The organism is Shewanella sp. SM71, from assembly GCF_025653905.1.
Lineage (GTDB): Bacteria > Pseudomonadota > Gammaproteobacteria > Enterobacterales > Shewanellaceae > Shewanella > Shewanella oncorhynchi.
Map to the genome: position 1 here is coordinate 55,596 of NZ_JAKKRW010000010.1, position 23,149 is coordinate 78,744.

Annotated in this window: 19 protein-coding genes; 9 read left to right on the forward strand and 10 right to left on the reverse strand. The window is 44.8% G+C overall.

Annotated elements, in window-relative coordinates; genetic code table 11:
• Position 1: 1 nt before the first annotated feature.
• The 8 genes from L5L97_RS11540 to L5L97_RS11575 form a co-directional block, all read right to left on the reverse strand.
• Entirely contained in the window at positions 2 to 1,135 is a 1,134-nt protein-coding gene (locus L5L97_RS11540; RefSeq protein ID WP_263182041.1) for a hypothetical protein, read from the reverse strand.
• Complete coding sequence (locus L5L97_RS11545; RefSeq protein ID WP_263182043.1) at positions 1,132 to 1,962, reverse strand: hypothetical protein; 831 nt, start codon at positions 1,960 to 1,962, stop codon at positions 1,132 to 1,134. The genes L5L97_RS11540 and L5L97_RS11545 overlap by 4 nt, the downstream gene beginning before the upstream one ends.
• Positions 1,962 to 6,281, reverse strand: coding sequence for a hypothetical protein (locus L5L97_RS11550; protein ID WP_263182044.1), 4,320 nt, complete (start codon positions 6,279 to 6,281; stop codon positions 1,962 to 1,964). Before L5L97_RS11550 ends, L5L97_RS11545 begins: the two co-directional genes overlap by 1 nt.
• Entirely contained in the window at positions 6,281 to 7,618 is a 1,338-nt protein-coding gene (locus tag L5L97_RS11555; RefSeq protein WP_263182045.1) for a hypothetical protein, read from the reverse strand. Before L5L97_RS11555 ends, L5L97_RS11550 begins: the two co-directional genes overlap by 1 nt.
• Positions 7,618 to 9,180 (reverse strand): hypothetical protein, encoded by a 1,563-nt coding sequence (locus tag L5L97_RS11560; RefSeq protein ID WP_263182046.1) that lies wholly within the window; start codon positions 9,178 to 9,180, stop codon positions 7,618 to 7,620. The genes L5L97_RS11555 and L5L97_RS11560 overlap by 1 nt, the downstream gene beginning before the upstream one ends.
• Complete coding sequence (locus L5L97_RS11565) at positions 9,180 to 11,303, reverse strand: class I SAM-dependent DNA methyltransferase (RefSeq protein WP_263182047.1); 2,124 nt, start codon at positions 11,301 to 11,303, stop codon at positions 9,180 to 9,182. The genes L5L97_RS11560 and L5L97_RS11565 overlap by 1 nt, the downstream gene beginning before the upstream one ends.
• Positions 11,304 to 11,394: 91 nt before the next feature.
• Complete coding sequence (locus L5L97_RS11570; RefSeq protein WP_263182049.1) at positions 11,395 to 11,808, reverse strand: hypothetical protein; 414 nt, start codon at positions 11,806 to 11,808, stop codon at positions 11,395 to 11,397.
• Positions 11,798 to 13,303, reverse strand: coding sequence for a hypothetical protein (locus tag L5L97_RS11575; RefSeq protein WP_263182051.1), 1,506 nt, complete (start codon positions 13,301 to 13,303; stop codon positions 11,798 to 11,800). Before L5L97_RS11575 ends, L5L97_RS11570 begins: the two co-directional genes overlap by 11 nt.
• A 211-nt stretch (positions 13,304 to 13,514) precedes the next feature.
• On the opposite strand from L5L97_RS11575, the gene L5L97_RS11580 reads away from it, so the two are divergent.
• Positions 13,515 to 15,173 (forward strand): TIGR04141 family sporadically distributed protein, encoded by a 1,659-nt coding sequence (locus L5L97_RS11580; protein WP_263182053.1) that lies wholly within the window; start codon positions 13,515 to 13,517, stop codon positions 15,171 to 15,173.
• Between the two features lie 262 nt (positions 15,174 to 15,435).
• On the opposite strand, the gene L5L97_RS11585 is transcribed toward L5L97_RS11580, so the two are convergent.
• Entirely contained in the window at positions 15,436 to 15,630 is a 195-nt protein-coding gene (locus L5L97_RS11585) for a helix-turn-helix transcriptional regulator (RefSeq protein WP_263182054.1), read from the reverse strand.
• A gap of 481 nt (positions 15,631 to 16,111) precedes the next feature.
• Between L5L97_RS11585 and radC the strand changes: the two genes are divergently transcribed.
• From radC to L5L97_RS11615, 6 genes are all read left to right on the forward strand, one after another.
• Positions 16,112 to 16,603, forward strand: a complete 492-nt coding sequence (radC, locus tag L5L97_RS11590; protein ID WP_372834797.1) for a RadC family protein — start codon at positions 16,112 to 16,114, stop codon at positions 16,601 to 16,603.
• A 47-nt stretch (positions 16,604 to 16,650) separates the two neighbouring features.
• The gene (locus tag L5L97_RS11595) at positions 16,651 to 17,013 is read left to right on the forward strand and encodes a hypothetical protein (protein ID WP_263182056.1); all 363 of its coding nucleotides are present in this window, start codon (positions 16,651 to 16,653) and stop codon (positions 17,011 to 17,013) included.
• Between the two features lie 121 nt (positions 17,014 to 17,134).
• Positions 17,135 to 17,533, forward strand: coding sequence for a type IV toxin-antitoxin system YeeU family antitoxin (locus L5L97_RS11600; protein ID WP_263182058.1), 399 nt, complete (start codon positions 17,135 to 17,137; stop codon positions 17,531 to 17,533).
• 127 nt (positions 17,534 to 17,660) lie between these two features.
• The gene (locus L5L97_RS11605) at positions 17,661 to 18,074 is read left to right on the forward strand and encodes a DUF2787 domain-containing protein (RefSeq protein WP_263182060.1); all 414 of its coding nucleotides are present in this window, start codon (positions 17,661 to 17,663) and stop codon (positions 18,072 to 18,074) included.
• Positions 18,075 to 18,196: 122 nt separating this feature from the next.
• Entirely contained in the window at positions 18,197 to 18,757 is a 561-nt protein-coding gene (locus tag L5L97_RS11610) for a tyrosine-type recombinase/integrase (RefSeq protein WP_263182062.1), read from the forward strand.
• Between the two features lie 145 nt (positions 18,758 to 18,902).
• Complete coding sequence (locus L5L97_RS11615) at positions 18,903 to 19,625, forward strand: lecithin retinol acyltransferase family protein (protein WP_263182064.1); 723 nt, start codon at positions 18,903 to 18,905, stop codon at positions 19,623 to 19,625.
• Between the two features lie 146 nt (positions 19,626 to 19,771).
• Here the strand turns inward: L5L97_RS11615 and L5L97_RS11620 are convergent, their stop codons facing one another.
• Positions 19,772 to 20,440 (reverse strand): inovirus Gp2 family protein, encoded by a 669-nt coding sequence (locus L5L97_RS11620; RefSeq protein ID WP_263182065.1) that lies wholly within the window; start codon positions 20,438 to 20,440, stop codon positions 19,772 to 19,774.
• Between the two features lie 640 nt (positions 20,441 to 21,080).
• Between L5L97_RS11620 and L5L97_RS11625 the strand changes: the two genes are divergently transcribed.
• Together L5L97_RS11625 and L5L97_RS11630 are read left to right on the forward strand one after the other, a co-directional pair.
• Entirely contained in the window at positions 21,081 to 22,013 is a 933-nt protein-coding gene (locus L5L97_RS11625) for a hypothetical protein (protein WP_263182067.1), read from the forward strand.
• 428 nt (positions 22,014 to 22,441) lie between these two features.
• The gene (locus L5L97_RS11630; RefSeq protein WP_263182068.1) at positions 22,442 to 23,137 is read left to right on the forward strand and encodes a hypothetical protein; all 696 of its coding nucleotides are present in this window, start codon (positions 22,442 to 22,444) and stop codon (positions 23,135 to 23,137) included.
• Positions 23,138 to 23,149 lie beyond the last annotated feature (12 nt).

The window sequence follows — 23,149 nt, forward strand, 5'->3', positions numbered from 1 at the left end:
TTTATTCCTCGTCCAAGCCAGATAACCAGGTATCTTCTACATCGTTATTCTTGATTGAATCGCTCAACCCCTGACGATAATACGCTGCAAACTGGTCAAGCATTTTCAATTGCTGCATTGCTAAAAGTTGGGGCAAAGGCTTTAACTTGCTTTGACCTTGAATATCTAAAGACATCAATTTCCAAGCGACCGCATCAAGCTTTTTAGTATCCCAATCTAGGGCTTCACCAGCCAACTGAACCATTTGGATTTGACCGCTTTGTCCACCTCGGTAATGAAAGCCAATCACACCAGCATCAACCGCATCTGCAGGCTCCATTCTTGGCCGATTCTCGGTCATTCTAAATGCCATCGTTCGGGTGAACGCCCCCAAAATGCCATGAATAAATCGCTTATCGCCAATACCGACGAGACGTGATTCTAAATTATTGAGTTTATAGAGGTTTCGCTCATCAAGTTCATCAGTAGCCAACAAGTGCTTGCGACCATTTTCCGTTCGCAAGTCTTGCTTTGCTATGCTTACGATGGCGCTAAATCTTTCTGCGACAATGCTCGCCAAGACTGGTCCGTGAGGATTCCAAGGAAAGAGCTGTTCTCTATAGTTCGACCAAAATTGCGAAATGACCCCCTTAGTTTGTTGGAACTCCTCAACGTGCTTGGCATTTCGGTCCAATGGAGCCATTGCCCTATCAAGGAAAAGTGGGGTATCCATTAAAATCAGTTGGCTTGGATTTCCTTGTCGCAGCAATCTGTCAACAAGCTCATAGGCCTGACGAATTTCCACCAAATCTAGACGCTTTCGTTGAGCTTCAAAATCAATATCATCCAATTCTGATACTGAATCATTGCTGCCGGTACCAACTTGATTTTGTTCAATACACATATCGACGCGAACAGCGCCTGAAGCGTATATATAGCCCCCTAATGCATTCTTAATACAAGAATGTGTGGCAATACCAGATACAGTTAAATCAATGACCTTGGGTCGCTCTACACGTTTGACGAGCCCTGCATCTTTAAACAACGGCGCAACCGCAAGAACATCCCTAATTTGCTGCAACAATCGCCCGGCACTTCCAGGTAAGCGTATTTGTGATTCAACCGCCAGAGACTGCGCTAGGTTTTGTTTTCTCATCGTGTTGCATCCTTAAGCTGATCGGCATAAAGCCAGTAAGCACTGGCTTTGAGTATTTGTATTCCTTCAGTGGTTAGCCCACACTCATTTGCATATCCGGCTGACAGTAAACGAGAAAACCCAGCATCTAATTCATCAGAGTTAAACTGAAAAATGGGAAATACTTGTTTAGCTAGGTAGGCACTCAGTTCACTCGCAGAGATTACCTGCCACGCGTAAATACAGGCCATGATTGAGTAATCGGTCGCCACTAACTGAGTTGGTTCATTGTAGGCATCAGACTCATTAGCATCTGGTGTTCCCGCTAATCGGTCAAAGAACGCAAACCATTCCCGCACTAACTCAGCTTCATCGATTAATGAGATTGACCACAAAGGCAAACAAGTAACCGCAAACACGCCAGAGGCAGCATGATGTTTCAGGTAGCAAGTATTCACCGCAGAAGAGCCCCAAAGATGTCCCTGTGAACGCTCACTAACACCTTGTCTACCTGCGATCTGCTGGGTTATCTCTGATTCTAATAACCGCACCAACGGCGCATCAACAGAAGACACCGACTCACTGAAACCAATCTGCCAATCGATATCCTCATCTATCAGACCCGAGTTATAAGGTGGCAGAAGCATTAATGTACGGCCGGATAGCTGTGCCCACTCTCGCCACTTTTTCTTGTCCACGATTTCCAACTGCTGAAAATCCTTACCCAACATCAATACACAACCTTGATGAGGTAATAACGTTTCAGTTACTGGCTCAGCATCAACCAGAGAACCTAAAAACCGACCTCTACGATGACTTGACAGTGAAAGCGCCAAATAGAAAAACATTACGCCCCTCCAAAGGTAATCTGGAGTTTAATGATCCCTTTTTCCACTAACTCAGTTTGCTCCTGAGAGGAGAGATTAGGCTCTGATTTTCTGAGCATCAGCGAAGAGATCTCCAGCCAGCGCTCAACTGAAATAGAGGTTCCTCGCAGGGCATCTTCCGCGAGTTTGTACCAATCGCGATGACGACACTCAAGCTCAATAGCCAAATCCGACAACGATAAATGGGCAAACTCTTCATCTTTAATCGTCGAAAGCGCAGGCTTACCTAACGCCATAAGGAGCGGCGTCACTTCGGGTCTTAAAGTATGGTTGGCCTTCTCAATGATCTCATTTCGATAGCTTTTTACCGCAGACTCTACACTGTTCACTTTACCCATTAGCACACCGAGCTGTGCGGTTATGGGCCTCATTAACTTAACTGGTACATCTTTAATTGCTGAGAACTGCCCCGTTCTAGCGTCGGTTGAGAACTTCTCTCTAAAGAGATCAACTTGCTCGTCAAGATCCAGTAATGCATCTTCGATATCGCGTAATGACTCTTGATACTCGAGGATTTTTTTCGGGTGATTAGCTTCAGGGTAGTCGACCGGCAACATGTCACCAAGCTGATGCTTGAGGGTCGAAAGCTTATTGTCCAGTTTGCTAAAATCAGCCTTTGTATCAGCAAACATTTTAAGCAAACTGCGATAAGCCTGTACGATATAACCGCTGATATCCTCAAAGCTTCGATGACTACCACTGCGGATATCAACACCCACTTCTCTGGCAAGATCATCCAGTCGACTGGAAGCCTTGTCCAATTGCAACGTACGTAAATAGAAGTTAAGCGTCTCGGTTGAACCCTGATATTCGATTCGCTGTGTTTCGGTAACTTGAGACTGCTTGATTGCCCCTTGTAAAATGTTGCTAATCGTCCCCAAAGAGAGGGTAAACAGCTTAACGGGGAAAGGCGCTTTAGCTGCAGGTTCATCACTAATAATAGAAACGACGTTCGCACATGCCACATCAATACGCTTCGCGGCGGTTTGTACAAACTGAGCAAACTGATAAGCCTGTTCAATACGCGAATACAGCGAGCGAGAGTCATCTTCTAATCGAATACGCTGTTCGAATCTCAAATCCGCACTTGCTTCACGGGTATCTCGCACGGCACGAATATGGTTAAGCACTTGATAGCGCAGACGAAGCAATTCGGGGAACTCATCAACAACCGCAGATAACTCTGATTTAAGGTTTGTTTCCTTATTGGTGATCTGAGCCACTAGCTTAGTCGCCGCTTCCAAATGGTTATGTGCCTTAGTGGTTTCGGTCCCATGCTTGCCTTGCATTCCGGCAAACAAACCAGGGATTTTATCCTCCCCAAACACTTCTCTTAACGCTTCCACTCGCCCTTGATAGCTATCGGCACCTTTACCATCAAACCAAGCGGTAGCAAAACCTAGCTCGCCGTCTTCAATATCAGCGCGAGTAACCGGTAACCATTTTTCATTCTTGGCTTGGCGATCTTCTATTCTTGCTAGGTTCAATTGGCTGCAAAGCCACACCCAATCAATGAATACCGCTTTAGCTGACAAGCCCTGACTGGCTGGAGACCACAAGTACCCCCAATACCATTTCTCTTGCGCAGCATCCAACGTCCAAGTTTTCGCTTTTTTCGGGTTGGCAATTTCCGCCAAAAATGCAGGCACGCGAGCTTGAGCTTGAGCTGGATGTTCAATATCACTAAACAGTCCAGCATGCTCGTTTGGTTGATAACCACTTTGTAAAACTTTGCCGCTCAGAGACAAACGGCTGAAGACAGCGCGTATATCTGCCGCATCAATACCATGTTCAGGCAAAATATCATTCAAGCTATTCACCTTGTTGTCCTGAACTAGGAGCAAATGCCAAGCCTTGAAGAGCTTGTCACGATCATCATCATTAATACGACCTGAAGGCTTAAGAGGCCAGGCAATCAGGCCTCGCTCATTGAGCCACTGTCGCCATTCATGAATGCGACTATAGGTATAATCGCGAATATTGTTTAGACGGTTCTTAAACTTAGAGGTAAACACCTGCTCATTGAGTTCAAACCCCTCTTGCAGACGCAGGTCAACACCAATTCGCTCAATCACATCAATTTCACTGGTGTTGAGGTAATAAAGTAAGATGTTCTCTTTCAAATCATCATGAACACTGCCTTTGGCATAATCGTCCATCACCCCAATAGAGCCAGTAAACGCAACAACAGGTACACGGCCAATTGCCGCATACTGGCTCGTTATTTCGTTGTTTAAGCGATTAAGTTCATCTTTGCTGTCTACCCATGCAAAGGCAGCTTTTGCTTGAGGGTGAAGCTTAAGCCCTTCACAGTACTGAAGGCCCGAACTGGCGCCTCGCCCACCACCTGCTTTTGTAAACTGAATAGCCAAATCTTGCTTATTAACAAAGGCTTCTTGGTTATAACTCCAATCCCTATCCAGTAAGCGAAATAGCCCGAGCAAGCGAGTGCGACGTCTTAGTAGCGGTGAGCGTTCCCATTCAGCCTTGAGCGTTGACATTGCTTTTTCGTGACCATCGGCATAGCCCACTTCACGAAAAATCATTGAATTCTGCTGTTGAGAGCTATAGCGCATGTCTAAACGCAGCAGCATCGCCACGCTTGGTCCAATGTGGGTTTTGTCTTCATCATCAAGCTGTTGTACATCGCCAAAAAAGCGCTTCCACAAAGCATCTGCAGCAAATTCGGCAGCAGGATGACTATAGAGAAGACTGATCAAGTGACGGAATTCTTGAATATCTAATGGCAACAAAAAGGTGTTTTCATCCCCCGTTTCGTTGATAGCGAATGTACGTAAATTCTGGCGCAGTGCTTGAAGATTGAGGCCTTGATCAACGCTTGGGTAAAACCACTCGTCACGCTCTCGACGGAATTTTCCATCTTGCAATGCTTGACGGCAATCTAGCATCGACCACTCAACTTTGCGGTACAAGCTGACGATTGGCTCGTCATACTCATTTTTTAGTGGCAGTAAAGCCAAGAGGTGTTGATGCTCAGCATCTAACGCCTTAGGAAGTTGAGAATACAGCAAGTTTCGAGCTTGTTTAAGAAGTGCCTTATCCTCAGTCTGGATACCGTCAATCGCATTGTGATCCAACACATGATCGGAGATCCGCCCTGAGTTTTGCAGCACTTGATCAAACAGCTCACCAACATTGCTAAACGTTTGACCACTGCCCGCGTGCTTATCTAACTCAACATCAATATTGGCCATCACAACGTTGAACCAACCAAAGTTAGCACCACTCATGGCATAAGCAGCTTCAACTAAACCTGTCGGGTATTGATGACGTAACTTGTTGCTCTCTTGGAGCTTGGCAACGTAGTCAGACACATCCGCAAACGCATTATTCTCCAGCTCGACCAGCTCAAAACGGCGCGCGGTAGATTGAATTTCTCGCAGCTGTTGTCCAAGTAACGGAGAACAAAGAGCCACGTAACGCAGCCATGGCAACTTACGGCGTGGGTCTTCCTCTTTGATCGCTTTACCAATCAAACGGATGGCTTCACCATCCAGCTGACACGCATCATCCCTATCGAGACCATAGGTAGCGGCTTCTGCGACCGTCTCCAGCTCATCAAGTACAATTAAAATGTACTGAATACCGAACGTTTGAAGGTACTGATACGCCGAATCAACTAATTGCGTAACCGTGATAGTCTCGCCGTTTTCATCTTGCGCTTGGTCGTAATACAGCACTTCATCAGAAAAGGCGCGATCTAGCATTAAGCGACTTGCGAGCTCCGACGCTTCAAAACCAAACGGCTCAAGACGTTGTAAGGCTTGCTTAGCAATGCTCGATTGAATAGAGCCATCAAACTGCTTCGTCGCCAACGGAATCAACGCTTGATATAAGCCGTAGGCAAACCAGTTATCGGTATTTTGGAACTTAGACACAATTTGCGAGTAACGGATATACAAACCCAGGTACTCGTCTCGCTTGCTCTCCTCATCAAAGAGTTCCGCATTTTCTAGATCACCACTGCTGTTACGCACATACCAGCCTTTGGAACAATCGTTGATCTGCGCTATCAGCTCATAACCTAAACGTGATTTACCACGGCCCCACTCACCTTCAACCGCAAATACATGGGCAAATTTATCGTCGTCATGGTCGATGGTTTTAATAAAGGTGCGATAACGATTAAAGAACTTACTTTGTCCGACCAAAGGATCTTTTGACGGATAATCAGATACACCTGTCGCCGCCCAATTATGCTGTTCAGTCAGCTCATCCCATACAGCCTGGGACGAAGTGTTAGCACTGTTTGTTGTCATTAGAATACATCCTTCAAAACTTGGGCTGAGATATCACTTGTACTGATTAGATGAGTCTGACTGAGGAGTGACTCTTGCTCTTGTCGCCAACGCAATGCTTGCGTGCGAATGGCCTCTCGCAGCCGTTTACCATAAAGAGCAAAGGCTCGCTGCCCTTTCATGCGGTAACAGGCATCGGCAAACTGTGGGTTGATTTGGTAGTAATCCAACTCACCGCTGATACCATCGCGGTGTTGCCATACCTGGCGTTTTATCAATAGCTCAATCACATCGCCAAGTTGCTGATCGAGCTCTTGAATGCTGACGGCAGCAGGGAATAACGCCATAGACAGCTCGGCAAGTATCCGAATAACGAACTGCGCTAAACTGCCACACAGCACCTCATCACCCTCTTTGTTTAACACCAACACCTGCACCAAGCTGGGTTTATAGCCACTTTGCCCTGCGGGTAGCTCAAGCAATAAACCGCCTACCCCTTCGCTGGACCATATATCCTGTTCATAGGTAATTGCCGCTAGCAATTGCGCCCATGGTGAGCCTAGCACCCAATCTAGCGCTAAATCACTGCGCTTTTTAAGCGCATCGAGGGGCAAGCTATCAAAACCTTGTTGATCAAAAGACTGTTGGTCATAGCTAACTGATTGGTTGCTTTCAGATGCATTAGAAGAAGAGGGAGAAACCAACAAATACCGGTTGTATTTCGCATTGGCTTTTGGAGTCGGTAACAAACGCCCTTTAACCCAGTCAATATCAGGGCGTTGGCCTTGTAGTGCAGTTGACGCAATCACCGGTAAGGCTTGCCCGCGCCATAAGCACAATTGATAAGCGGTGGTTAATACGCGCGTTAAAATAGGTACCGCACTGATACTGTCTGCTTGGGTACCCAATAGCTCACGTTCAATGGTGCTATAGGGTGTCGCGCTCAAAGAGGCTTTCGCAAGAGACGCCTCGACCCATTCGCTGGCAGCGCCAAGCTGGTGGATGCGCTCAACCAATTGCAACGGGTCGCTCAGTTCAGACGCCTCCTGACAGCGCGCTGCCATCAGGTTTAACCAGGGCTGACGGAATCGGCTGTCACAAGCAAACACTGCAGCCACTAGCTGTGAACTTGAACCAAGCTCGGTCACACCATCAAGTAGGCGCTGACTGACTACCCAATGTTTGCCATCATCACAGGGGTAAGCCAAGCCAGAGAGCAGCTCGCGAACGGCTTTATCTTGAATAATGGCGCAGCCACTTTCCAACAAACGCTCTAACGGCCTGACCACGCTAGCCAATAAAAAGTTTTCGCTTTGCAGTAATTCGTCACTCAAGACGTGTGATGATGGCTGTTCCATTAGGCCTCCGCCATCGTATCGTCAGCGTCAAGCGCTTGTTTGGCTTGTTCTAACAGGTCATAGAGCTGATCGATATCGTCAAACAGTGGATCACCTTCACCATCAATACCCTCAGCTGTCATACGTTCAAGTAACGCTCGATCCAGTGAGTCATCGCCAGCTTCTAAAGCTTGCTGAGCGGAAACCATTTCAGCTTCGCTGATATTGCCCTCGATGAGCTCTTCAACTAGCATTTTAGCTACAAATATTAGCAATTTAGACAATTGAACCGCTTTGATATAGTGCCTAGCACTAACCGCCACAGCACTTTCAATATCCTCACTAAATCGAGGGATTAATAAGTTACCAACTGATGGGAAATCAAGCGCATCTCGCGTGCCACCAATCGAAAGCCGTTGAACTTGAAGTTTCAGAAATTCAGAGTTTAGGGCTGCACAAACATAGGCACTATCAACACCCTGTTTTACATTAAACCTTACTGAGTGTTGGTTAATATTCATAGGTAGATCTTGCTCCGTCACCAAAGACGCTGTGCCGGGATAGCCAGTAATTGACAAGACGATATCATCGACTTGGCATTCACTTCGACTAAGCTGATCATTTGTATCTGCATCTATGAAGACAGCATCTGAAAGGTCTAAAGCTAAAGGCTTAACATTCTGAACACGTACAAATAGCACTCCTGACTCTAGATAATCAGCTCCTTTAGGGGTAGCGCCACCAGCAATTTTTCGATTACCCAATAATGCCGATATCGGTTCCAGCTTAACGCCTTCACTACTTGCACGTTTCAGCAATGAAAGAACAACTGGGTCATAATGACTCGGATTAATTCTGTACGGCTCTAAATCTGCAATCGACGTCCGATAAAACTTTGAAGCTGCAGGCTTTTCTTTTACCAAAGAGGCAAATTGTTGCTTGATTTGAAGCTGTAACCCCTTAGCCCATGCCCGCAAACGCTCTGCTTGACGGACTTTTTCACCGATGTATTTTTGAGCTAACTCTGATGGACACAAAACAACTACTTTCGGCAAATCCTCCAAATTAAGATGCTTTTGTACAGAACCAACTCCAAACCTCAACATCGCTGACTGGCCATATTTTGATTGAAGATAACTCAGTAAGTATGCACTTCTATAGTCTTCACCAGTTGAAATTCTCGCAGACGACCCATTAATGTTTCCAAAATCAATATTCTTTGGGACACGACCAACCACTCCAACTGATCCGGCAATCCCAAGAACCAAATCCCCAGGATAGACTCTAGATTTGATGTGGTCACTTTCAAAGTCAGCTGAAAGCTTTGGAGCAGAAGATACATTTGCTTCGCCACCTGAAATATCTGCAGGTCTAAACATTGGAATGATTGATCCAGTGTTGTTAAGTTCTCCTGTAACACCACGAATACTGTTATTTATTGGCTTACAAACCACATTGCCTAATGTTGATAAGTTCAACTGTGAACTTTCCAAGCGATGCATTGCCTCGACAAAATGAGGTGCGTAAGCATCCGCATTTATTCGATCAAAGATATCCTGAGGTGATATTTTCTGTGTATACATCACTCACCTCGCTTATAAGCGGCGACGATTGGGTCTAAGTCATTACTTACACCTGCGGCATAGTCTTCAATGTTGTTCTTCACCAGGTAACCTAAGGTCTCTGCAACGGCCATAAACACATCGGTTTGTGGCTCTGGCAAAAACTGCTCTGGGTGCTTTTCACTGGCTGGGCGTTTTTGTAGATATAGAATCGACGTTTTTGCACCTGTACCAGAAAGCTTAAAAGTATCAGATGGCAGTGACACCACGGCTTTTACAATGGCTTTGCCACCGCTAAATTCACCAGTTTTTTCATCTTTTTTGCCCATGATGTATTCACGTACATAGCGGTCGCCCGAGTTACACAAAATACCGTCAGGCAAAACAATCATTAAACGGCCACCTGGCTTAAGTAGCTGTAAACAGCGATCGATAAACAGCACGGCTGGGTCAATTGAACCGCCTTTAACCGGCTGCCATTCGCCATTTTTGTTTGGCTTACTGCCCAAAGCTAAGCCAGATACCGTCGGGAACAACTCATACTTAGGTTTCTTACCCGTAGAAACATTACGCAAGTCTGTGCGGAAGCCTGCCCATACTGGCGAGCCATCTTCGTTTAACTCAAGAGGGCCTGTATCTTCCCACTTCATCTTGGTGTAGTCGTAATACGCGTTATAGGAATCGACAATCTCTTCAGCAGGGCGGAATCCACCCAGCACTTGTTCCATATCCGCTTCGTACGCTTTTTTAGAGTCTTTACCACGCTTGTCAGACTTAAAGTTAGGGGTACCAAATGGCGGGTTGGTACAGATCAAATCAAAACTATTGGGCTTTAGCGACGGCGTGGTTAATGAGTTATCGGTATAGAAGATCTTTGCTTTCGGTGCGCCTTGCAGCGCCATATTGACACGCGCCAGCATCACCATACGCGGCGCCGCATCGGCGCCCACAAAACCGTTTTCTAACAGGTGGTTAAATTGCTGTTCGCGCTCTTGGTCTGATAGACCCGCCACTGTATGCAAGAAGTTTTTCACGCGGCTTAGCGCAACAGAACCAAAGCCGTATGAACCACATGTAGGGTCACAGAAACGGAACTGGCCAGAAGTGATTTGCGCGACGGCATGGGTATCGTTTTCGATGTCATGGAACACCATATCCAGCATCGCGTCTTTCACTGGCTTTGGTGTGAGGTAAATGCCCAAACCACCTTTGGATTCGAAGTTCGCTCTCAGGAAAACATCGAATACACGGCCCAGAAAGTCAGCCGAAACATCAGCCAGTGTACCTTGGCGAGTCTCACCTGTTTTCTCATCCGTGAACAGGCCCAGGTCTTGAATCGCTTTTAACAGGGTTTCGTAGTTACGTGGCTTTTCTAGACGTAGGTGAGTTTTTACATCAAAAATTGGGTTTGCTTCACCCGCATCATTAACGACGACATAGTCTGGGTGCAGTTTGAAATGGTCAAATGCAGCCTGGATCAGCTCAACCGCAGCATCGCCATGTTCTTTTACGTATTGATAGGTGAAGATTTCAGGTAACTGATAAAATTGACTATTATACTCAAAGCCAAGGTCATTATCTTTTTTGTGATGAACGCGGAATGACTCAAGGAAAAGAATCTTTGCCACTTCTTCGATAATATCGTTTTTGTCAGAAACCTTATCTTTGACGGTTTGGTAAACCTGCTCATGAAAAGCATCGAGATCTTGCATTAGGTTACGATACACCTTGGCAGACCATGCCAAGTTCTGCTCGCCGCTTAAGCGTTCGTAATCACGAATAAGCTCAATACTTGGAATTTCAGGTACCGCTTGGCTAAAGCCTTTAAACTCGTAGCTACGCTGATTGTTCGCGTCTGCCAAACAAATGAACGCTGGCCACTGGCTCTCATCGCCCAGCATGTCGTTTTCACCTAGCAGTTCAAACACCAATGCATCTAATGCTTCTGGCTCTGAGTATTGCCAGTTGCCCTCAGCAAGGATCAGCAACAAGATTTTCGGTGTTTGGTTACCTTCAACAACACCCCATATAAGCTCTGCTCGATAAAAGTATTGCGTTGCTTCTAAAGGTAACGATTCACTAAATTGACGAAACTGATTGCGAGCAGGCGTATAAATTGGGGCTAGTTCTGTAGCATTACTCATAATTCTTTTCCTAATACATGCCTATTTTCATAAAGGCTTTTCTATTGAGCCAAGCTCAAGATTTGAACTGATTTCCAGCAAGATAGGCTCATTAAGCAAGCTTAATTAACGGCCCCATCATGGCTAATTTGGGATGTTCTTGCACCGCGCTTTTCAGCATGCCCTCTGTGGCGACGATATGGCTCGGTAACTTACTAAGGGCCAACTTGACTGGCAGCGGACGATTAAACTCGATAACTAAGTCCAGCAAAATATCGCCCAAACTCTGGCTACTGTTAGCTACCTTATTCCTTTGTTTCGCTTGAATAAGGAAAGCACCTGTATTGGGCTCTTTCTGTACTGTTTTTTGGCAGCTGAGCCATAAAGACAATTGGCATTTCTGCCAGCCTAGCTCTTGCCAAATATGGCTTTGATTTGACCAGATATCGTCAAGCGGCTGTGGTTGGCCCACTAGCCCATCGAGGGTGTGTTGAAGCGCGTGACGTAATTCTAAATCAGTTAACATGGTTCACCTCATCTAACGTTGGATGAACACTGTAATAGACCTGTGCCATCTGCCCTTTTATCTGTTCCATCTCTGTCAGTGCTTGGTTTTGCTTTTTCAAAATAGTGTCCAACTCACGGTGCCAGCGGGTCGCTAATTCATTGGTCAGCGGCGGAAACGTCACCCTGGCGAGATCAGATAGGTTAATAAATGCTTGCACACTGCCACTAACTAATTGAGCCAACTGCCACTTGAATAAAGGAGTTTCCAACAGCAAGGCATATGCGCCTGCATACTGGTGAAAAGACAACGTCGCCAAATGCTCACTTGACAATGTTTTTTTGGAAAGTTTTTCATTTAACCACAACACCTTACTATCTATTGCAAATGTTGAGAGCAACACATCATTTTGTTGTACCAAGCGTTTTTTTACACGAACGAGTTTGCTCGCTTCCTCGTCCTTGGCGTCGTTCTGGGTGAGGTTATCAGACAAACGAAAGTTTGATTTTATGTCTTTTATTCGTAGTAACTGATACTGCTCTGGCGGTGTTTGCTCAGCCTTCGGTTCAATAATCGCGAGTTGCGAAAGATACTGACCACCATTGGCAAGCAGTTGGTGGCTTACTTTACTGTGTTCTGAATAACCAAAATCTAAGCGTTCGCCAAGGTCCTCAGCTTTGAACCAAGCTGTTTTTATTTCACTCTCGTTCCATGAGATGAACGCATTGTCTAAGAATCCCGATAACCACTTAGAGACTTGCTCACGCAAGTCTCTAAGTGACATTTGGGTAAAATAGAGTCTTTCCAAACAAGAAAAATAGTATTCGGCAAGACTGCGAAACTCACTGGGTGTTGGCGCAAGAGGCATGTTTTTCAACTGTGACAACCCCACGCGAACCATCTCTTCTTTTCGAATTCTGTTTTCTAAGTAGTCAACATGTAGCGGTTGTTGTAAGCAGTAGGTCAGCCAGAGCGCATCGTAACGGTTTAAGCCACGAACGATAGCCATATTCGCATCAATCGGATGCTGTCGATCAAATTCAGACACATAAGCTGCGGATGCACTACCCACGCGGCGAATCACCACATCAGAGGGTTTTACACAGGACTCGAATGAAAGGAGCGGTGTAAGATATTGACCATGTTCAGGGTTCAACCTCATATCGGCGACATGCCTCATTCGGTAATAGCGCTCTCCAGACAAAGTGTCTTCTATGTCTTTTGCTAAAGCCCTTGCTTCTTCATCAACCACCTTTGGTAAGTAGTTGAGTGTTATAGGATCTCGCCGACTAGTATCTAACAGAGATACATTGGCCATGTACCATTCTGATTCTGGGCTTTCGCTAAAGCGCCACCCATCAACAAACTTCACTTTATAGTCCGTCAAATGTGGCCATTTCTTTTGCTTTGCAAGCATGGGAAGGATTGCCGCTGTTGACAGGTGATAATCAGCCCGCCAATCCACCGCCTCCACAAACTCTTCACTCGATATCTTTTTGATAGTTACAGCTCGCATCTTGCCCCCGCTGCCCATTTCTATTCTTCATAATCTAGTCCATAACATTTCAAAAATCAACAAATGAATTTTGCGAGTCCAAAGCGATTACAATAAAATAAATTAAAAGTAACGTTGACAATCTCAAAACACCTGCTCATTATACACACAGAACAAAGCACGTTGCGAGTTCAAAGCGAAATAATAAAAACCAATCTGAGAGGTAACATCTATGCCGACAACACCACTATCGATTTATCTATTGAAGAAAGGGATCAATACCGACACTTCAGTCCTCAAGCTCAACAATGCGAACAGCCATAAGGTTCAGCTCGAGGGGACAACAAGTGTAATGCACGTTCAAACACCTACCTCCAACCCACCCTCTTTTGCGAAATTGTTTACTGAAAGTAATCAATTAACTGAAGTTGACTTTGGGACAAATCAATCCACTGGCGCAGTATTGGAGTTACATCATGCAGGACAAACCTTCTTTGTCACCTTTGGAAAGGGCCACACCATGCTTGAAATGGCCTTTATGGTTCCCGACTTTGGGCTTAAAACTGCATTAAACGTAGTTGAGCCTAAAAATATCCGGGGCGTCGATACAGCTTCAAACAAAACCAAGCCTCTTAACGCTCGCGTTCAGAGTGGATTGAGTGCCGAGGTCTCTGATTTCCCAATCGACATCGATGAAGACCTGTTGTCTGCTATTGAGGGGCTAAGCAATGATGCTGGCTTCGGTTCAAGAGTAAGTGGTCGAAGAAAAGCCTTGAAAGTGAACTTCAAGGGTAAGCTCGATAAGCTCCCCATGCTGCTCCTTAAAGCCTACCAGAAATACAACAAACCATTACCGAGCGAGTTCAAGTGGGTGGAAAACATTCGAGAAGTCACTGACTCAACAACAATTTCAAGCTTGGATGGTGAGCTTGTGACGCTTCTCAGAAACTACCAGGCGAATGGACCATCGCAAAACGATAACGTCTATATGATCGCGCCAGATGTGTATGACTCTGACACCGTAGTTGGCTTTAGTTACGGTGCCAAAAGCATGCAACGCTCAGATATTTTGAGCCTGAAGCGGTACTTAGATAAAGTCGTGAAGGAGGAAGGTGCGCTAGAAATGAAACACCTCAAGACTGGTTACAAGGTGTTTGCCAAAGATGAAGAGCATATCACCCAACATACTTGGTCTGGTTACGAATGCCTGTACTGTGAACTTGAGAAGGACGGTAAACACTATGAGCTACGCGCTGGAGCATGGTACGAAATCAACGTTGATTTCGTTAAAGAGATCAATGCGGTAATGGAAAAAATCGCCATTTACCATGTGACGCTTCCAGCTTACAACCACGATTCTGAAGGCGCATACAACCTAGATGTTACTCACGACAATACCAATATTAAGTGCTTGGATACCAAGAATATCTATCTTGGTGGCGGACAGAGCCGATTCGAGTTCTGTGACTTGGTCAACAAACACAACGGCCATGATAACAAGACTGACCTAATTCATGTAAAGCACTACACCTCTTCCGCAACTTTGAGTCACCTTTTTAGCCAAGGTGTAGTGTCAGCTGAAATATTCCGCAAGAGTGAAGAAGCCCGTCAAAAGCTATATTCAAGCCACCCTGGTGTTATGCCTTTAACAGACCCGGCTATCGCACCAAACGCTGGCGACTATCGAATCGTATACGCCATCTACGATATTGATGCCTTACCGACCAAGCTTCCTTTCTTTTCCAAGGTCAACTTGAAGAACGCTTACAATAGACTGAGGCTGCTAGGCTATGAAGTCGCACTCGCGCACATTGAGGTACACCCTGATAAGACAGCTCAAGTCAAAGGAAAACCCTCTAAAAATGGCTCAAAGTTACCGAGCGCAGCTTAATTCTTAAGGCTTGGACTGGCTTAGCTGATAGATGTTAACAATTAGCCAATATTGACTAAATAGCTGTTCCTAAATGTGGGGCACTGAACTCAACTACCACGAAGCTGCTTAGTGTCAAGCAGTTGTACCGCAAGTTCCATGAGACTTGGGCGTAAGGCAATATGCTGCAACGCCATGTCAAGCCGGTTCTCGCAATCTGGAGCACAATTCGGTTCACTTATTTAGAACAACTCAAATCAGCTTAGCCGCCCTTTGTATTGTCTCAATCCAACATCAAGTAATCCCGCTCCCCTATCCGTGCAGCAATCCAGGCTTGCACTTCTTCCTCCACCCAAGCCACCAGCCGGGGACCAAGTTTCACCGATTTAGGAAAAGCTCCTTCTGCGATGTATTTGTAGATTGTTGAACGGGCAAGGCCTGTGCAGTCGATAACTTCTTTTAGTCTGATTAATCTCATTTTTTGAATCCTCTGGTTTAGTTCAAACCATGAGGAGTGGCGGTTATCTTTAACTGTGAAATTTGGCAGTCTCCAACCTTTTTCACATCTATATCACTGAGATGCAGTAACCCATTTACTGTCACATCCGGCTACCAGAAGCGATTGCGACCAGTGGCCAATCTATCTATTTAAACTAAGGAGGCTTTATGCCTATCGCATTTATCGCCGGCTTTATGCTTGGCGTTGGAATTTACCGCAGCTTAAAGGAGAAGGATTATGTTTAGCCTGCTCATTAATAAGCCCGTAGCAGAGTTATTTATTCTCGGCGTGATTGCTGGTTACGACTGGGCGAAAAACAAAGGTATGTAGCCTAGGTTAGTCATGTCCTCACCAAGCCAAGGTGACCACAAACACCTTGGCTTTTATGTCTGTTTCGAACATTTTTTAGCTATATATCACTCCAGTGCATAAGCCCATTAACGCTTTCAAGGAGCCTGATATGTCAACAAAACCTATGCCCATCAGAACGACTATTCGACCAGTAACGCTATGGCCGCCCTCGGATGACGTCATCCTCGCCTCTGCCGCCAATATCATTGCCGAACGTTATGTAAAGAAGAACGCCTATACCAACCCTCAGGCCACTAAGGATTTTTTAACTTACAAACTGGTCGGTTATGAGCGGGAGGTGTTTGCGGTGATGCTGCTCGATAATCAGCATCAATTACTTGAATTTAAAGAGTTGTTCTTTGGCACCTTAGATGCCGCCAGCGTCTATCCCCGAGAAGTGGTTAAAGCTGTGTTGGCCGTTAATGCGGCGGCGGTCATCTTTGCCCACAACCATCCATCCGGCGAGTCTGAACCTTCGGCTGCAGATAAAAACATCACTAAACGGTTAACCGACGCACTGGGACTTATTGATGTGCGAGTGCTTGACCATATTGTGGTTGGCCGTACGCCAGTGTCCTTTGCTGAGCGAGGCTTACTCTAGCCCCGCATTCAAGCTGCTTTTTATCACTCCCAATTAAGGAGTCCAACATGATTGAATTTACCGACAGCTTTTCGCAGGCCTGCGTTGCTGAGGCCTGCGCCGCTTTTCCTGAACTACGTAACCGTTTGGCGGTTGAACTGATTTTGCCGATGTTTGTACGCCCACTTAATGCCATGGGCCAAGTGATTGGTAAGCCGTTAGTTGCGCCCCATAGTCAATTATACAAAACCGTGCTGTTTGTCTTCCCTAGCGACGTTATCGAACACCTACCCAAGGAGATTACTTTTTGCCGCTATGTTTGCCCTTGTGACACTTATGGTGTGCCTATGGGTGAATGGCAACGGGTGATCAACGGCGTGTACTTTAACCATGGCAGCAATGAGCAGCCCAATTGGAGTGTACATACCTAATTTTGCAAACCATTACCTAAACGTCATCCACTCCATTAACCACTTGTATTTACCACTGCTTTAGCTCGCCAGCTAACAAGCAACCCACTCCCTAAAGTTCTTTTCAACCATTGAGGTCAATATGACAACTCTTAAACTTTTCGATATTGAGCACGCCTGGGGTCTACCTCGTAAGGTGTCTCCTCGCTTTGGTGCGAGGCTGATTTTACGTGGTCTGCATTTGGATTTCCTCAATGACCGAGCTAGCTTTGTCGGTGAGTTTCCACCTGAAGTACGCGAACGCTTCAATCACGCTTTCCCGAAATTGGTTAAACAACTTGAGCGATTAGTCGTCACCGGTGAGATAGATGCAAGAGAGCAGCACTGCGTCACCATTGAGTACGATGACTTTACCTGTGAGGCCGATACATTAGGCAGCCATGGTTATTTGTATATTGCTGTCTATCAAACCGCTGACAAACCACTACCCGCATTAACACACAGCCCTTCGATAACCTTGTCACACCAAAGCGCATCCTAAATACCTCATCACGCTCCATCAGACTCGTTTCACGCAATTTTTACCCCACCAGCAAACACAGCAAGAGCCTAGGAGTTTTAGCTCCTAGGCTCTTGCGTGTGCGCGTAAATCAAAGAAGGAATATCCCATGAAGTTAATCATTAACCGTAACCAACTGCCATTAATGCCTAATCGTTTTTACCAAGTCATTGAAAAGGAACTGGCTGACGTCGATCCAAAAGATGCCAATGCGATCACGCTCAATTTTAGAGATCCAGATTACAGCGCCGAAGATGGTGGCTTTCATCCCGTCGAAGTACGACTAGAGAAACAGCAGGAACATTGGCGTTTAGTGTACGTCACTGATTTTGCCTATCGCGGTCATCCCTTCCCTGAACTCGTTAAAGACATCGATATCTGCTTTAACAGCAAGCAGGTTTATAGCCTGTTTAGCGGTTGGATTGGGGAGCGGGAATGCAGATCATTAATCGATTTATTTACCCAAAACTTTGCCGCTTATTTCGATATGGGCGTTTACAAGGTGAAGGTCAGTTTGGATTAACCCACTTAACCAAATGAAGTTCCCAGAATCCTAAAACGGGAACACTCAACCCCTTGCCCAATAAGGCTCTGCGCAATGCAAGTGCCCAAAAACACGCTATAGCAAAAAAGAGGAACATGACCATGCCTGAAGTTCAAGCCGTTAAAGATCAAGACACCGTTAAGCTTATCAGCTACCTACTGGAAAGACAGTTTAGCCAGCAACTGGCCGATGTGTGGAATATCGGCCTTAATCTCGCCCTGCGGATCTCTGACTTACTCTCGATTAAGTTTAGTGATATCCAGGTCGATAGACTCATCATTAAGGAATCTAAAACCGGCAAAATTGCCAATATCAAACTCAACTCAAAAACGCTAGAACGGATACAGCGTATTGCGCGCGAACATCCTAACCATATCTACCTATTTCAGTCCTACCGTAATCAAAGAGCGAAGCACATCAAACCCGCGCCTTTGTCACGCCGCTATATTTGCCGCGCACTAGCGATGATTGGTGAAGAGCTCAAAATCGCTTTAGGCACCCACTCAATGCGTAAGACGCGAGGCTATCTGCTGTATCAACAAACCAAAGATATTGGTCGAGTAATGAAGATGCTCAGGCATAGCGCCGAAGAAACCACCCTTCGGTATATCGGTATTGAGCAAGACGATATCGATAAAGACTTTGTCGAGTTAGAAATCTAACCCGCGCTTATCAGTAATGGATAGCGTCTCATTTTAAATCCTCACACAGCCAACTGACTATCAACGCGAACACGTACAGCCTTACCAAGGCTGCATGGCGAAATAGCACGTCGCAATGATAGAACCTTGGCTAAGGAAAATATTCATGCAAGTACTAAAACCTGGTGATCACCTCGTCACCAATATCGATTTTCTTGGCTTAACCGAACACCATGGCCTGTATGTTGGCCATGGCAATGTCATTCACTTATCTAAACAGGGCATCATCGAAGAAATCGATCTGCAGCAATTTGCTGGTGGCCATAGTGTCAGAGTGAAAAAGTCCAGCCTGTTTCCCCATCAAGCTATTGAGCTTGCACGCAGTCAACTGGGTCACAGCCCATACGGCGTTGCCACCAACAATTGCGAGCAATTCGTCAATGAATGCTTAGAAGGGAGCAGCACCTCCAATCAAGTCAGTAATCTCACTCACGTTGCCCTGCAAGGCTCTGCCAGAGCAGGCTTACTGGGAAGTACTGCTTCAAAGCTGGCCACGGGAACCGTCGCAAACGTCGTGTTAGCCTCTACCGCAGTAAAAATGACTGGCGAATACCTAGGGCTACCCGACAACCTCAACACGCTGCTGGGGACACCTGGAGATCTTGTTGCTAAGCCTTCAGAATGCCTACTAAAAGGCACTGCGCAAACCCTCAGTGACAGTTACGATTGCTTAAGCCAAGGAGAAATAACTGATGCTGGGATCAAGCATGTCACCGGCAGTGTAGAAACTGGCTTATACACGGTTTTGACAGCTGCTGAGGTGGGGGTTAATGGCGTGAAGGCCGGTGCTGAACTGATATCCGATGCATGGCATTGGCTAAGGACATAAGTATTGGAGTCATCTTTTTAACAACGAAGCGGCCCTCAAGCCGCTATCGTTGACATACTGAAGGACCTATAAAGATCGAGTCCCACAGCTAAGCACCTTTATTTTTTAGCTTAAACCTTAAGATGCTAATCACTCTGTCACCACGTTTAAATACGGCTACAACCGAATGAACGTGTTCTATCACCATAATGCTTCGTCTCTAGCTTTGCAAAATAGCTCAAGCGGAAGAAAGCACTTGCAAAGGTTTGGGGATAATTCGGTGCGTTACGATTGATGTAATAAACTGGCGTATCCTCTGGAAAATGGACTAAATGCCGCGTACTGAAATCATCGAGCCCTAAAGCACTGGCCCAGGCTTCAACAATCTTAGTACTCAGGTTTTGCCCACTTCGATTGTAATTACCGAGATGGTTATAAGCATCGTTATTGAGGAAGATAGCGCTATGGTAATGGTCTGTATCGGCATCAGCTCGCTCCCTTGCCCAAATATAACGCAGAGTACAAGGATGCACCCGTTTACACTCACGGCCCTTGATAAGCCTGTCATGCTGGATTTTAGCATTCAGAGATTTAAAGAATTTGCTGATCACCGTTGAATCATAAACTATAGGTGAGTCGCGAAAATTGAGCTGTGGTAGATGCAAATCAAACCGCACCATAAAGGTACGAGGGTGCTCATTCAGAGCACCCTGTAAGGTCTGTAGAATGGCGCTTAAGTATTCAGCGCTTAGGGGCCTAGGATAAACATTGAGGCCTTGGTATTGGCCATTATTGATGACAGTAAGGTTAGTGTTTGAGGTGTGACGTGAGTACATGTTGATATCCCATATTGGTTAAGTTACATAACGTATGGGGTCTGTGTAATTTATAACTCAAAAGCACCAAAGGGCTTGATATAACTTGCAAAGGTTAGCTCGCCTTTGATGGCAGCTAACCCTGTGTGTTCATGGGTAAGGTAGTGTTAGACATACTGGTTGAGTGAATACTATAGAGTATTAGTCATAACTACAGAGTTATAGTATTAACAAACAGACAATCACAATAACTGAAATCCCCGTCAATCATTGAGTAGTTGATCGGGCGAGCAAGGGCGGTTAGAGCGCACCTTACTCGATAGTTAAATTATTTCTACATTTTCTATTAAGCCAACGCAGAGCAATATCCCCTGTTAAACACACTAGTAACTGGCAATTAGCAAGCATAGTTCCCCATCTAAAATCGGTTCCGACATGCCGTCTATAGCTTTGACCATATTAAGCAATTATTTAGGTAATAACCTCATAAGAATGCTTGATTATCGTTCTTAGCCTTACTAAACGTAAGTATCTCAATAAATATACCATCAAAAACTCTACATGAATCCACTAAAAATATTTATAAAATAAACTAAAAATACTTGTTAAAAACACCAAAAATACTACCATGTAGTTATAAAAAACAAAGTAGAAAATGCTAATGAAAATCAATATTGATAACATATTTCTTACCGCTTCCTCTCAAAGAGAACTGTGGTATTACTTCATTCAACTAAATTTTAAACTGGGAACCCAATACCAATGTACAGCACCCATCGACTTTGTTCATTTTTATGAATACTTGAGAAGTACACATCAAATTACTCCACAAGAACTGGCAAAGCTTAAGGAGACGTTTGAGAAAGAAGGGCAACTGCAACCAGATGAATTTAAATGGCTTGATAAAAAAGAAGAAAGATTTTGGAACTGGGCATGGAGTTTCCTAAAAGTATACTCTCAACCTAATAGTTATCCCTCAGAACAAGGGCTCCACGCCTTTACAGGCTACCCATATGGATATCACATGGATAATTTTAAATCAAATTATCCCATAATTAGAATCGATTACCGTGCTTTCGATAAAGATGTAACAGACTTAACCAAAAGGATTGAGCAAATTAAACTGGCATTTAAGTCAGGAGAAGCAGACCTACAAAGCCAAAGAGAAATCATCCAACTAATTCACAACCTTTGGAAACCGATTTTTAATAATAAAATAATTACAAAGTGGTTAGAAATAAAGGACCAAATCCAAGTTGATTGGGTGTGGGACTACCTACAAGCCCTCGAAAACCCTCCTCACAAAAATACACTATGGCTCCCTAGTACTGACGCTGAAAAATACTCAGCAATTGTATCATTTTTTGACTTGATTGAAGAAGATGACACTAAACAGCTGATCACTATGAAAATTAAAAAGGCGTGGAGTCAAAAGAAATTCAGGGACAAATCTGAAGGTAAAAAAGCATATAGCATAAGTATGAGTACAAAAACAAAGACTAGACTAAACCAACTTGCAGACCATTATGATCTTAAAATTACTGATATAATTGATAAACTTATTCAGGATGCACATAAGACAATTAACAACTGATAGGCGCCATACTAGTGGTGGGTATGTCGGTGGGTATCAATGCGAATTACCACAGAACAAAACATGCTAGTCATTGTTAAATAATGACTTTATTGTAAATAAAAATATTCAGATCCAAAACGTGGAATGATGTTTTTTCGCGTTTGTGCCTGTTAAAAATATCCTATAAAACCAAGCGCTTGCTTGGTTTTATGTTTTTATAGGTTTGAGTTTGTTTGCTATTGTAACCACTTGAGTCCCGTAGGAGCAAAGCTTCAAACCTCCAGTTGAGGTTCATCCCCACACTGGTTAAGAACAGACTCTGGCAGTCCGTATGTGAGGGTTCAGGAATGACGCCAACAATTTATTAAATAACCTGAACTCGATGTATGGACTCCACCAACCTACAGTCGTAAGTTGGTGTCGACCAAAACAAAAGGAGTCCATACATGAGTAAGCCTACAATAATATCTCTCGACCTTGTAAAAAAAGTCATTCAAGTTTGTAAAGTGAATCCATATGGTGAGTTGTTATTCAATAAAGCCATGTCACCACAAAAAACGAAAGACCTTCTTGCCAACTCTCCTCCTTGTGTCGTTGCTATGGAAGGCTGTGCTAGCTTTCACTACTGGGCTCGAGTCGCACAATCATTTGGACATGAAGTCAGAGGGATGGCACCTAAAAAAGTAAAACCCTATATCAGCAATCAAAAAACAGACGCTAATGATGCTATCGGCATTGCCATCGCATCAACACAGTTAGGAATGACTTTCTGCCAGGTTAAAGACCTATCACAACAGAATATTCAAGCGATTCAAATCAGCAGAAAATGGTTCGACCGAACAATCACATCACTGGGTAACCACATACGAGCGTTGTGTTTTGAATATGGCGCTATCATCACGTTAGGTAAAAAGTCATTAAGGCAAGCCATCACTCATTTTATTTCGCCAGAATCAACAGACTTACCTGAGCAAATCAAACCATTGCTCATGATTTTATGGCAACAATATCAAACAACAGAAGAGCACTACAAAGCGGTAACGCTACAGTTAAAGCAGTTGGTCACTCAATCAGAACCTTGTAAACGCTTGATGAAACTCGAAGGCGTTAGTCATATTGGTGCAGCTGGCTTGCTTAGGTGACGGTCAAGGTTT